The organism is Maccoyibacter intestinihominis (assembly GCF_040096355.1).
GTDB classification, from domain to species: Bacteria; Bacillota; Clostridia; order Lachnospirales; family Lachnospiraceae; genus Maccoyibacter; species Maccoyibacter intestinihominis.
On sequence record NZ_JBBMEX010000001.1, the window covers coordinates 263,220 to 276,236 of the forward strand.

15 protein-coding genes are annotated in these 13,017 nt (G+C 42.5%); 14 read left to right on the forward strand and 1 reads right to left on the reverse strand.

The features are described from left to right. Positions 1 to 178: 178 nt before the first annotated feature. The 5 genes from WMO43_RS01235 (at position 179) to thiI (ending at position 4,847) form a co-directional block, all read left to right on the forward strand. Entirely contained in the window at positions 179 to 628 is a 450-nt protein-coding gene (locus WMO43_RS01235) for a hypothetical protein (RefSeq protein ID WP_177963740.1), read from the forward strand. A 112-nt stretch (positions 629 to 740) separates the two neighbouring features. Beyond that, positions 741 to 1,694, forward strand: a complete 954-nt coding sequence (gene prmA, locus WMO43_RS01240; protein ID WP_353529451.1) for a 50S ribosomal protein L11 methyltransferase — start codon at positions 741 to 743, stop codon at positions 1,692 to 1,694. 37 nt (positions 1,695 to 1,731) lie between these two features. Continuing rightward, positions 1,732 to 2,478: a 16S rRNA (uracil(1498)-N(3))-methyltransferase gene (locus tag WMO43_RS01245; protein ID WP_353529452.1), complete on the forward strand. Its 747-nt coding sequence runs from the start codon at positions 1,732 to 1,734 to the stop codon at positions 2,476 to 2,478. A gap of 1 nt (position 2,479) precedes the next feature. Then, the gene (locus tag WMO43_RS01250; protein ID WP_353529453.1) at positions 2,480 to 3,637 is read left to right on the forward strand and encodes a cysteine desulfurase family protein; all 1,158 of its coding nucleotides are present in this window, start codon (positions 2,480 to 2,482) and stop codon (positions 3,635 to 3,637) included. A gap of 31 nt (positions 3,638 to 3,668) precedes the next feature. Continuing rightward, positions 3,669 to 4,847, forward strand: coding sequence for a tRNA uracil 4-sulfurtransferase ThiI (gene thiI, locus WMO43_RS01255; RefSeq protein WP_353529454.1), 1,179 nt, complete (start codon positions 3,669 to 3,671; stop codon positions 4,845 to 4,847). Between the two features lie 48 nt (positions 4,848 to 4,895). Here the strand turns inward: thiI and WMO43_RS01260 are convergent, their stop codons facing one another. Next, entirely contained in the window at positions 4,896 to 5,129 is a 234-nt protein-coding gene (locus WMO43_RS01260) for an HPr family phosphocarrier protein (protein WP_177963745.1), read from the reverse strand. Between the two features lie 98 nt (positions 5,130 to 5,227). Here WMO43_RS01260 and mtaB point away from each other — a divergent pair, with 98 nt between their 5' ends. From mtaB to WMO43_RS01305, 9 genes are all read left to right on the forward strand, one after another. Then, positions 5,228 to 6,538, forward strand: a complete 1,311-nt coding sequence (gene mtaB, locus WMO43_RS01265; protein WP_353529456.1) for a tRNA (N(6)-L-threonylcarbamoyladenosine(37)-C(2))-methylthiotransferase MtaB — start codon at positions 5,228 to 5,230, stop codon at positions 6,536 to 6,538. 72 nt (positions 6,539 to 6,610) lie between these two features. Then, complete coding sequence (locus tag WMO43_RS01270) at positions 6,611 to 6,874, forward strand: IreB family regulatory phosphoprotein (RefSeq protein ID WP_177963747.1); 264 nt, start codon at positions 6,611 to 6,613, stop codon at positions 6,872 to 6,874. A gap of 12 nt (positions 6,875 to 6,886) precedes the next feature. Next, positions 6,887 to 7,309 carry a Holliday junction resolvase RuvX gene (ruvX, locus tag WMO43_RS01275; RefSeq protein ID WP_177963748.1) on the forward strand — a complete coding sequence of 141 codons (423 nt, stop codon included), beginning with the start codon at positions 6,887 to 6,889 and terminating at the stop codon, positions 7,307 to 7,309. A 49-nt stretch (positions 7,310 to 7,358) separates the two neighbouring features. Next, positions 7,359 to 7,625, forward strand: a complete 267-nt coding sequence (locus WMO43_RS01280) for a DUF1292 domain-containing protein (protein WP_177963749.1) — start codon at positions 7,359 to 7,361, stop codon at positions 7,623 to 7,625. A gap of 157 nt (positions 7,626 to 7,782) precedes the next feature. Continuing rightward, a complete protein-coding gene (locus WMO43_RS01285) occupies positions 7,783 to 9,447 on the forward strand; it encodes a ribonuclease J (protein ID WP_434784159.1) in 1,665 nt (554 codons plus the stop codon). 1 nt (position 9,448) lies between these two features. Continuing rightward, the gene (locus WMO43_RS01290; RefSeq protein WP_177963751.1) at positions 9,449 to 9,808 is read left to right on the forward strand and encodes a YlbF/YmcA family competence regulator; all 360 of its coding nucleotides are present in this window, start codon (positions 9,449 to 9,451) and stop codon (positions 9,806 to 9,808) included. 6 nt (positions 9,809 to 9,814) lie between these two features. Next, on the forward strand, positions 9,815 to 10,468 hold the full coding sequence (locus WMO43_RS01295; protein ID WP_353529458.1) for an O-methyltransferase: 654 nt from the start codon (positions 9,815 to 9,817) through the stop codon (positions 10,466 to 10,468). Next, on the forward strand, positions 10,465 to 11,694 hold the full coding sequence (locus WMO43_RS01300; protein ID WP_353529459.1) for a peptidase U32 family protein: 1,230 nt from the start codon (positions 10,465 to 10,467) through the stop codon (positions 11,692 to 11,694). The genes WMO43_RS01295 and WMO43_RS01300 overlap by 4 nt, the downstream gene beginning before the upstream one ends. Positions 11,695 to 11,699: 5 nt before the next feature. Next, on the forward strand, positions 11,700 to 12,752 hold the full coding sequence (locus WMO43_RS01305) for a lactonase family protein (protein WP_353529460.1): 1,053 nt from the start codon (positions 11,700 to 11,702) through the stop codon (positions 12,750 to 12,752). The last annotated feature ends 265 nt before the right edge of the window (positions 12,753 to 13,017 follow it).

Genomic DNA, 13,017 nt, shown 5'->3' on the forward strand with positions numbered 1-13,017 from the left:
AAGATCACATAAAAAATTCCATACAAAACATGCAGTCAGTGCCAAGGGCAGGATTCCTAGGAGTCACACCTTGGCACTTGCTATTTTATTTTAGATAGTATAAAATTAGGTGGAATAGCAAAAATGCACAAAGTATGCAAAGTGGCGGGTCAGGCGAAGATACAAAGGAGCGGATAGCATGGGAAAAGCTCAGAATAGCAATGCCGAGCATTTTCAGCAATGGTGCTTTCAGGAAACCGCAAAGTTAGAACGGAAGAGGAAAGAACTAGAGCGGGAAGAAAAACTGTTAGAACAGGAAAAAAGTCTTTTGAATATGAAGTTAGATATTCTGAAAGAAGAATACCGTAAGTTAGCGGATGAAAAAGAACAGTTCAAGCGCGAAAAGCAGTATCATGCATGGGAAGAGCAGAAGCGTGAACAGAAAAAAGAGCGGAAGGCCTATGAGAGCGAAAGCACGCTGACCATGAAACCGGAGCTGTTTTTTCGGGGCGTTGGAAATGAGCTGATGTTGAAAAAGCGTTATAAGGATCTGATCAAAATATATCACCCGGACAATGTGGCGGGCGATACCAGAACCGTTCAGGAGATCAATAAAGAATATGAGAAAATGAAACAATTGTTTTTATAAAGATTAGGGTGTCAAAAGGCGGTTTCAAGTTGCCAGCCACTAAGTTGTGAGCCACCGTTTGACACCCTAATCTTATAAATAGAATTATATAGATAGAAGAGGATATGCACAGATGAAGTGGAATAAGTTTACAATTAAAACAACAACAGAAGCAGAAGATTATCTGAGTGCCATGTTAGATGAGATCGGTGTGGAAGGGATCGAAATTGAAGATAACGTCCCACTTTCAAAGGAAGACCAGTCGGCAATGTTTATTGATTTTTTGCCGGAACTGCCACAGGATGACGGTACCAGTAAAGTGAGTTTTTATATAGATGCCGAGAATGATTATGAAGAGATTTTAGAGCAGGTCAAAGCAGGGATCGAAGAATGGCGTCAGTTTGTCGACATTGGAGAGGGCAGCATCATACAGAGTGAGACCGAGGACATTGACTGGCAGAACAACTGGAAAGAATTTTTTAAAGCCTTTACCATTGATGATATTTTGATCAAACCGACCTGGGAGGAATTAAAAGAAGAGGATAAAGGAAGAATCTTGATCGAGATCGATCCGGGAGTCTCTTTTGGAACCGGAAAACATGAGACAACACAGCTTTGTATCCGTCAGCTCCGTAAATATATGAAGGATTCGGCAAAAGTCTTAGATGTTGGCTGTGGAAGCGGGATTCTTTCCATTGTTGCATTAAAACTCGGAGCAGGAGAGGTAGTAGGAACCGACATTGATAAAGACTGTATCATGTCTGCGAACGAGAATTTAAAGGTCAATCATTTAGAAAATGCAAAAACAGAGTTCTATGTGGGAAATCTGATCGATGATACGCAGTTGCAGCAGACCGTTGGAAACGAGTGTTACGATATCGTAGTGGCAAATATTTTAGCAGATGTCATTATCCCGATGGCACCTGTCATTCCGGCACGTCTGAAAAAAGGTGGTATTTTTATCACATCGGGTATTATTGACTTTAAAGAGCAGGAAGTAAAAGAGGCTTTGGAAAAAGCAGGATTTGAGATATTAGAGACGAACTATCAGGGCGAGTGGGTCAACATTACAGCAAAAAAATGTTAAGGTGTCTGCGATAAACAGTAGCAGAAGGAGAGAGGACATGCATCAGTTTTTTGTAGACAGAGAACAGATCGGAACAGAATATATAACGATTACCGGAGAGGATGTAAAGCATATCAAAAATGTGCTCCGCATGAAAGAGGGCGAAGAAGTCCGTATCAGTGACGGTGCCGGTGGAGACTTCTTTTGTACGATAGAAAAAGTAACTTCCGAAGAAGTACTTGCAAAGATCCTCCCAAAAGAAGCCGGGAATACGGAACTTCCAAACCGTATTTTTCTATTTCAGGCGGTGCCGAAAGGGGAACGCATGGAGTATGTGATCCAAAAGGCAGTGGAACTTGGAGTCTATGAGATCATTCCGGTAGAGATGAAGTACTGCGTGGTACGTTTAGACGATAAGAAAAAGGAGAAAAAAAGAGAGCGCTGGCAGGCAATTGCAAAGAGTGCCGCAAAACAGGCAAAGCGGAGCAGGATCCCGGAGATCCATCCGGTTATGAGCTATGATAAGGCAGTAGAGTATGCAAAGAACTGTCAGCTTTGTCTTGTGCCATATGAGAATGAGCGTGGCATGAAAGGTACAAGGGAAGTACTGAAAAAAATAGAGCCGGGAATGGATATCAGTGTGATGATCGGGCCGGAAGGCGGTTTTTCCGAGGAAGAGATTGAGATGGTCAGGGAAGAGATGGAAGTGTTGTCCTTAGGAAAGCGGATCCTTCGCACCGATACAGCCGCAATTACCGTGATGAGCATGCTGATGCTGGAAATAGAAATGAAAGAAGAAGAGTAGAATGGAAGCATATTTAGATAATTCTGCAACGACAAGATGTTCGGAAAGTGTCCGCGACATCATGTTACAGGTTATGATGGAAGATTACGGAAATCCGTCCTCCTTACATCTGATGGGAAAAAAAGCAGAGGATTATATCAAAGAAGCAAGAGAGAAAATAGCAAAGACACTGAAAGTAACGGAAAAAGAGATCGTTTTTACTTCCGGAGGTACGGAATCGAATAATTTAGCGATCATCGGAAGTGCCATGGCAAACCAACGTGCCGGAAAACATATTATCACAACGGCAATTGAACATGCATCGGTTGCAGCGGTGGTCGGTTTTTTAGAAGAACAGGGATTTGAGGTAACCATTCTTCCGGTGGATGAGAATGGACAGATCTCCTTAGAAGAATTAGAGGCTGCAATACGGGAAGATACCATTTTAGTGTCGATGATGCAGATCAACAACGAGATGGGAGCAATTGAGCCGATTGCCGAGGCAGGGGCATTGATCAAGAAAAAGAATCCGAACACCCTGTTTCATGTGGATGCGATCCAGTCCTACGGAAAATTGCGGATCTATCCGAAAAAAATGAGTGTGGACATGCTTTCTGTCAGTGGACATAAACTGCACGGACCAAAGGGAAGCGGATTTTTATATATCAAAGATAAGACAAAAGTAAAACCGATCCTGTTTGGTGGCGGCCAGCAAAAAGGGATGCGCTCCGGCACAGAGAATGTTCCGGCAATTGCAGGACTTGGTGTTGCATGTGAGGAGATCTACCGGAATTATGATGCGAATTATGCACACCTTAGGGAAGTCAAGGAAGCATTTTTAAAAGGGATCGCCACCATAGAGGGAACACATATCAATGGCTGTGTGGGAGAGGATTCGGCACCGCACATTGTCAGTGTCAGCTTTGAGGAGATCGATAAGAGTGAGGCACTTTTACATGCCTTAGAAGACCGTGGCATTTATGTATCCGCGGGGTCTGCCTGCTCATCTAACAAACCGGCAGTCAGTGCGACCTTAAAAGCCATCGGTGTGCCAAAGGCAATGTTGACAGCGACACTGCGTTTCAGTTTTTCCGTGCATACAACGATCGAAGAGGTAGAGTACGCCTTGGATGCATTGCGGGAACTGCTTCCGTTTTTACGGAAATATCGCAGCCATTAGAAAAAATCACAGACAATAGAGAGGAAATACAATGTATCAATCATTTTTAATCAAATATGCAGAAATTGCGATCAAAGGAAAGAACCGACATTTATTTGAAGATGCACTGGTGTCTCAGATATGCCATGCACTGCGCGAGGTAGACGGTGAGTTCAACGTCCGCAAAGAGCAGGGCAGGATCTATGTAGAGGCAGAGTCAGAATTTGACTATGAGGAAACGGTAGAAGCCTTACAGCATGTGTTTGGAATCGTGGGGATCTGCCCGGTGATCATGGCACAGGATGAAGGATTTGACGCCTTAGCCCAAATGGTTGTTGCGCATGTGAAAGAGGTCTATGGTGATAAGAGTCTGACCTTTAAAGTAGATGCGAGACGAGCCAGAAAGAATTATCCGATGACTTCCATGGAGATCAATGCAGAGTTAGGCGGCAGGATTTTAGACGCGTGTCCGAATATGAGTGTGGATGTCCATGACCCGGATGTAATGGTCCATGTGGAGATCCGAAATCAGATCAATATTTATTCGAGTGAGATACCGGGACCGGGAGGAATGCCGGTTGGTACAAACGGCAAGGCAATGTTGCTGCTTTCCGGAGGAATTGACAGTCCGGTTGCCGGATACATGATCGCAAAGCGTGGTGTCAGCATTGATGCAACATATTTTCATGCACCGCCATATACCAGTGAACGTGCAAAACAAAAAGTAGTAGACCTCGCAAAATTAGTTGCAAAATATTCCGGTCCGATCAATCTGCACATTGTCAATTTTACGGATATCCAGCTTGCAATCTATGAAAAATGTCCACATGATGAGCTGACCATTATCATGCGCCGTTACATGATGAAAATCGCAGAACATTTTGCAAAAGAGAATAAATGTTTAGGACTGATCACCGGAGAGAGTATCGGTCAGGTGGCAAGCCAGACCATGCAGTCATTAGCGGCAACCAACGAAGTATGTACGCTGCCGGTTTATCGTCCGCTGATCGGTTTTGATAAACAGGAGATCATTGAGATTTCTGAAAAAATTGACACCTATGAGACATCAATCCTTCCGTTTGAGGACTGCTGTACGATATTCGTAGCTAAGCATCCGGTAACAAAACCGAATCTGAATGTTATCAAACACTCAGAGCAGAAACTGAATGATGTCATTGATGAGCTGATGAAAACAGCAATTGAGACAACAGAGGTCATCAGAGTAGAATAAAAAAATCCCGCCTGTTTTTCAGGCGGGATAAAAACCATAATTTAAAAATTAGTCTACAATGTAAGGCTTTAAGATGTCCATGATCTCATCTAAATGATCTTCGGCATGGATGACTAATTCGATCGGTTTAGATAAATCCAGTGAAAAGATACCCATGATGGATTTTGCATCAATAACGTATCTGCCGGAAACCAGATCAAAGTCGAACTCAAACTGTGTGATAGCGTTTACAAATGATTTTACCTTATCAATGGAGTTTAAAGAAATTTGTACTGTTTTCATATAAGTAGACCTCCCATAGTTACTATAGATGTTTGTTTAAGTGTAATCTTTTTAATTAGAAAAGTCAACCAGAGTAAAGGAAAAATAAAGGAAAAAGTATGAGAAGAGCAGCACTGCATAATTTGGGCTGTAAAGTCAATGCTTACGAGACAGAGGCAATGCAGCAGATACTTGAAAAAGCAGGATATGAAATTGTTCCGTTTCAGGAGCAGGCAGATGTGTATGTCATCAACACCTGTTCCGTGACCAATATGGCGGACCGTAAATCCAGACAGATGATACATCGTGCAAGGAAGCAGAATCCGGATGCCGTCATCGTTGCCGCCGGTTGTTATGTGCAGACGGCAGGCGAGCGGCAGGAAGAGGATGAAACCATAGACATTGTCATAGGTAATAACAAAAAACATGAACTTGCCGAAAGACTTGAAGAATTTTTTGAAAAACACGAAAAGGCAAGAGCCATGATCGATATCAACTGTCCAAAAGAGGGCTATGAGGAGCTTTCTTTAAGCAGAACGGCAGAGCATACCAGAGCGTTTATTAAAGTACAGGATGGCTGTAACCAGTTTTGTACTTATTGTATTATTCCGTATGCCAGAGGAAGGGTAAGAAGCCGAAAACCTGCGGATGTGTTAGGCGAGATCCAAAGACTGGCAGAAAACGGCTATCAGGAAGTAGTGCTGACCGGCATCCATCTAAGCTCCTACGGCATAGACATTGAGGACGATCTGCTGCATTTAATAGAACAGGTGCATGAGATCGAAGGGATCCAGAGGATCCGTTTAGGTTCTTTAGAACCAAAGATCGTAACAGAGGAGTTCGCAAAGCGGTTATCGGAATTAGAAAAAATCTGTCCGCATTTTCATCTGTCGTTACAAAGCGGATGTGATGCAACGTTAGAGCGGATGAACCGTAAATATACAACCGAAGAATACGCAAAAAGCTGTGGATATCTGCGTAAATATTTCAGAGAGCCGGCAATTACAACGGATGTGATCGTAGGATTTCCGGGAGAAACAGAAGAGGAATTTGCAGTAACAAAGCAGTATTTAGAAAAAATACATTTTTATGAAATGCATATTTTTAAATATTCCAAACGTCAAGGCACCAAGGCAGCAAAAATGAGCGATCAGATCGATGAACAGATTAAGACGAAGCGGAGCAATGAACTGCTTGCCTTAGAGAAGAAAATGTCTAAGGAATTCCGGGATGCCCATATCGGAAAAGAAGATGAGGCATTATTAGAGGAACCGGTACAGATTGACGGTGTGGACTATTATGTCGGATTTACAAAAGAGTATGTCAAAGTAGCAGTCCGCTCAGAAAAAGACCTTTCAAACTGCATGGTTCGCGGCAGGATCGAAGGGGCATTGAATGAAAATGTATATCTTATGACAGCTTATAGTTGAATTTTAATCCCGGATATATTAAAATGGGAATATCAGTTGTGCGAACGAAAGAGCAAATAAGGACGTGAAAAAATGCAGGATTTAAAGAATACCCAGTACTTCAAAGTAGAAAAGGAACCACAGATGAAGGTGAGCGATGTCATCGATGTTGTTTATCATGCATTATCTGAGAAAGGATATAATCCTGTGAATCAGATCGTGGGTTATATTATGTCAGGAGATCCTACCTACATCACCAGCCATCGGAATGCAAGAAGCCTGATCATGAAGGTGGAACGTGATGAGTTAGTGGAGGAGATCCTGCGTGCATATATCAAAAATAATTCGTGGAAGTAGGGCAGATATTTTATGAGAATCATCGGTTTGGATTTTGGCTCTAAGACAGTAGGTGTTGCAGTCAGTGATGAATTGGGGCTGACAGCACAGGGAGTCGAGATCATCAGAAGAGAGTCACCTAAAAAGCTGCGTCGTACTTTAGCAAGGATTGAGGAACTTGTTGTGCATTACCAGGCAGAACGGATTGTGCTTGGATATCCAAAGAATATGAATAATACAGAGGGTGAACGCTGTGAAAAGACGCTGGAGTTCAAAGAAATGTTAGAACGCCGGACGTCTCTTCCTGTCACGCTATGGGATGAGAGGCTGACAACCGTATCGGCAGACCGTGCCATGATAGAAGGAAATATTCGTCGTGAAGATCGTAAGCAGTATGTAGATAAATTAGCAGCAGTCTTTATTTTACAGGGATATCTGGATTCGCTGAAATTGTAAGAACACCAAAAGGGTGGAATAAGAAAAAAAGAATAGGAAAAAATAAAGAATGGATAAGGTAGAATTTTTTGATGAAGAGTCAAAGGAATACATAGAACTCTATGTATTAGAACAGACGCGTCTGAACGGAGCAGATTATCTGTTAGTAACCGTGGATGAAGAAGGAGATTCCGACGCGTTGATCTTAAAAGATACATCAGCACAGGGAGAAGAGGATGCCGTATATACGGTTGTAGAACAGGAGCAGGAGCTGAATGCCGTTGCAAAGATCTTTGCAGAACTGTTAGGAGAAGAAGCTGACATTGAGATGTCATAAATAAAAGAGAATAAACAGCAATGACGATGGAGACTTTTGCTGATCTGGAGTATTAGTATTGCTAAAAAAAGGCAGAATACTGCGAAAAAGGGAAGTGCCATGGTGATTGCGTGATCATGAAAAGAAACGGAAAAATAAATTGTACGGAGGAATTATGTTGAAAAAGAAACAAAACTCAAAATTGAAGATCATTCCACTTGGAGGATTAGAACAGATTGGAATGAATATTACTGCCTTTGAATATGAAGACAGTATTATTGTTGTGGACTGCGGATTGTCTTTCCCGGAGGATGATATGTTAGGAATTGACTTAGTCATTCCGGATGTAACTTATCTGAAAGAGAATTTAGACAGGGTCAAAGGATTTTTTATCACACACGGTCACGAGGATCATATCGGTGCGATCCCATATGTTCTGCGTGATGTCAATGTTCCAATCTATGCTACAAAGCTGACGATGGGAATCATTGAGCATAAATTAAGAGAGCATAATATGCTCACAAAAGTAAAAAGAAAAGTTGTAAAATACGGACAACATATCAATTTAGGATGCTTCCGTGTAGAATTTATCAAGACAAATCACAGTATCCAGGATGCGGCAGCGCTTGCAATCTATTCACCGGCAGGAATTGTTGTGCATACAGGAGATTTTAAAGTAGATTACACACCGGTCTTTGGGGATGCCATTGACTTACAGCGTTTTGGAGAAATCGGAAAAAAAGGTGTACTGGCATTAATGTGTGACAGTACGAATGCAGAACGTCCGGGATTTACGATGTCCGAAAAGAGCGTCGGTGCAACCTTTGATGAGATTTTTTCGGAGCATAAGAATACGCGTATCATCATTGCAACTTTTGCGTCGAATGTAGACCGTGTACAGCAGATCATCAACTCTGCAGAAAAATTTGGAAGAAAAGTAGGCGTCGAGGGACGAAGCATGGTCAATATCATTTCCACAGCTTCAGAACTCGGCTATTTGAAGATACCGGACAATACCTTAGTGGAGACAGACCAGTTAAAGAATTATCCGGATGAAAAAACGGTATTGATCACAACCGGAAGTCAGGGAGAGTCCATGGCGGCTTTATCCCGTATGGCAAACGGCACACATAAGAAAATTACGATCAAGCCGAAGGACACCATTATTTTCAGTTCCAATCCGATCCCGGGAAATGAAAAAGCAGTTTCCCATGTGATCAACGAGCTCTTCCAGAAGGGGGCAGATGTTATTTTCCAGGATGTCCATGTATCCGGTCATGCCTGTCAGGAAGAGATCAAGCTGATCTATTCTTTAGTAAAACCGAAGTACTCCATACCGGTACATGGTGAGTACAAACATCTGATGGCGCAGGCAAAGGTAGTAGAAGACCTTGGCATGGATAAAGATAATATTTTCATCCTTTCTTCCGGAGATGTGTTAGAATTAGATGAAGAGGGCGCAGAAGTGACCGGAAGAGTCCAGACAGGAGATGTCATGGTAGACGGACTGGGTGTTGGAGACGTTGGAAATATCGTTCTGCGTGACCGCCAGCATTTAGCGGAAGATGGAATCATTATCGTCGTGATGACATTAGAAAACGGTTCCGGAAGAGTGCTTGCAGGACCGGACATTGTTTCGAGAGGTTTTGTCTATGTCCGCGGCTCAGAGAGTCTGATGGATGAGGCAAAAGCAGTTTTAGATGAGACCATGGATTACTGCATGGATAAAAATATTACCGACTGGGGAAAGATCAAATCCGAGATCAAGGATTCCTTAGGAGATTTTGTCTGGAAAGAGACAAAACGCCGTCCGATGATCATGCCAATTATTATGGAAGTGTAAGATGAATACAGTAGACGAGAGCCTGAATCATTTAATAGAGGCAGTAAGAAACAGCAAAGAATTTCAGGATTATCAGATCGTGAAAGCAAAGGTCGAAAAATATCCTGAAAAAAAGAGAAGTCTTGACAAGTATCGTACCAGGATGTATAAGATACAGAACAATCATGGCGAGACCGATTTATACCATCATATTGATGAGATCGAGAGGGAATCAGAAAGATTCCGACAGGATGCGCTGATCGATGAATTTTTAACGGCAGAGCTCGCGCTTTGCCGCATGGTGCAGCGGATCAACTGGACACTGATAGAAGAACTGCACTTTGATATGGAAATCGATATGGAATTAGTCAAAGAGGAGTAGTATCAGATGATCGTAGATGAGAGACTCGTAACTTATATCAATTCTTTAGATACGGGAAACACACCAATTTTAGACGAGATAGAGAGGGAGGCACTTGCCTCCTTTGTTCCGATTATCCGAAAGGAGATGCAGAGCTTTTTAAAGGTTCTGTTGTCCATAAAGTGTCCTAAGCGGATTTTAGAGGTTGGAACAGCGGTTGGATTTTCAGCGATCCTGATGGCAGAGTATGATCCTGTCGAATGTGAGATCATAACGATTGAAAATTATGAGAAGCGGATTCCGATTGCAAGGGAGAATTTTATCCGTGCAGAAAAAGAAGAGCAGATTACCCTGTTAGAAGGGGATGCAAAAGACGTATTAGAAACGCTCACAGAACCGTTTGATCTTATTTTTATGGATGCGGCAAAGGGACAGTATCTGAATTTCCTGCCACGGGTATTAGAACTGTTGCAACCGGAGGGAATTTTGATCTCCGATAATGTGCTGCAGGACGGCGACATTATCGAATCACGGTTTGCAGTGACAAGAAGAAACCGAACGATACATAAGAGAATGAGGGAGTATCTCTATACATTAACGCATAGTGAAGAACTGACTACGGCAGTCCTGCCGGTCGGTGATGGAATTACAATCAGTACAAAGAAGGGAAGAAAAGCATGAGACATCCGGAATTATTAGTGCCGGCAAGCAGCTTAGAAGTATTGAAGATTGCTGTGATATTTGGAGCAGATGCTGTTTATATCGGTGGAGAGGCATTTGGACTTCGGGCAAAGGCAAAGAATTTTACAAATGAAGAGATCAAAGAGGGCATTGCATTTGCACATGAGCATGGTGTCAAAGTCTATATTACGGCAAATATTTTAGCACATAATCAGGATTTAGAAGGTGTGAAAAAATATTTTACGGAATTAAAAGAGATCAAACCGGATGCACTGATCATTTCCGATCCGGGAGTATTTATGATCGCAAAGGAAATCTGTCCTGAGATAGAGATCCATATTTCCACACAGGCGAATAATACCAATTACGGAACCTATCAGTTCTGGTATGCACAGGGAGCAAAGCGAGTAGTGTCTGCAAGGGAGCTTTCCCTAGCGGAAATTAAAGAAATCCGTGACAATATACCAAAAGATCTAGAAATAGAAACATTTATCCATGGAGCAATGTGTATTTCCTATTCGGGCAGATGCCTGCTCAGCAATTATTTTACCGGAAGGGATGCAAATCAGGGCGCCTGCACCCATCCATGCCGTTGGAAATATGCCGTTGTAGAGGAAAAACGTCCGGGAGAGTATCTGCCGGTCTATGAAAATGAGCGTGGAACTTATATTTTCAATTCTAAAGACCTTTGTATGATCGAGCATATTCCGGAACTGATCGATGCAGGAATTGACAGTTTTAAGATTGAGGGCAGAATGAAAACGGCACTCTATGTTGCAACGGTTGCCAGAACCTATCGCAAGGCAATTGATGATTATTTAGAGTCGCCGGAACTTTATAAAAAGAATATGGACTGGTATAAGGAGCAGATTTCAAACTGTACTTACCGCCAGTTTACCACCGGATTTTTCTTTGGAAAACCGGATGAAACAACGCAGATTTATGACAGCAATACTTATGTCAAAGAATATACCTATCTTGGTATTGTTGGAAGTGTGGATGAACATGGCAGATATCGTATTGAGCAGCGCAATAAGTTCTCTGTCGGTGAAGAGATAGAAGTGATGAAACCGAATGGAGAGAACCGGAGCGTTACCGTGCGGGCGATCGTGGACGAAGAAGGCAATGCAATGGAGTCTGCACCGCATCCGCAGCAGGTACTGTTTATTGATTTAGGAGAGCCGTTAGAGCGTTATGATATTCTTAGAAGAAAAGAGGAGGAATAGCCGTAATGGAAGGAAAATATGTTGCTTATGTAGGAACTTATACACATGAAAACAGTGTGGGAATCCATATTTATGATGTGGACGAGCTTCGGGGAACTTTAACAGAGCGAAAAGTTGTTCCGATCAATAATCCTTCGGATCTGATCGTTTCCCATAGTGGAAAATACCTCTATTCTATCGCAGATGAAGGAGTGGAAGCCTTTGCCATCCAGCCGGACGGAGATTTGATTCCGATTAACAAAAAGTGGATTGGCGGAATGCGTGGCTGTTATGTAGAACTCGATGACGAAGACCGTTATCTGTTTGTAGGCGGTTACCATGACGGAAGAGTCAGTATGATGCGTTTAAGCGAGGACGGTGGAGTTGCCGAGATCGCGGATGGCATTTTTCATAAGGGACTTGGACGTGGAGTTGCCGAAAGAGCCTCCAGACCTCATGTACATTGCGTAAAAGTAACACCGGATCAGAAATTTCTCTGTGCGGTAGACAGCGGACTTGACCATGTAAAGATTTACCGCATCAACTACGAAAGAGGACGCATCAAATTAGCGGATATTTTACGATGTGAACTGGATTCCGGTCCGCGTATGATTCGTTTTAGTGTAGATGGACGTTTTGCCTATGTACTCTGCGAGTTGAAGAACACCGTAGATGTATATAAATATTATGTGGAGGATGACCAGCCGGTATTTGAGCGGGTGCAGAGCATTTCCACAGACTATGAGGACGAGGGGATTGCCTGCAATGCATCCGGAATTGAACATTCCGCCGATGGAAAATACCTCTTTGTCTCCAATGTGGGCATTAACGATGTGATTATCTATAAAATTGATAAAAATACCGGAATGCTGACCTTAGATATGGAGACCCGGATCAGTGGCGATTATCCGAAGGCGCTTGCCGTATTCCCGGATGGACATCACTTTGTCAGCCTGAACCATGACTCTAATGAGATCCGTACCTTTAAGATCAATTATGAGAAAAAATACTGCCTGATGGATGCAAGACCGGTACAGGTGGAGACACCAAACTGTATCTATATCCATAAGTTGAAGTAGTGGGATGAGAATCTTCTTGTCATTTTCCTGCCTCCGGTTTATAATATCTGCATGACAGAGTCAGAAAATTAAAACAGTGGCGTGGACTGGAGGGAAGGTATATGACAATAGAAGAGATGCTTCGAATAAAAGAGAAAAAGTGGAAAGCAGAAGGAAAAGCTGACACCATGGAAGAGTTCCTTGCAAAAATGTAGGGGTTATTTGCTATAGGCAATTAGAACTAATCAGTCGAATTATGAAACCATGATAAGATGAAATGGTAATA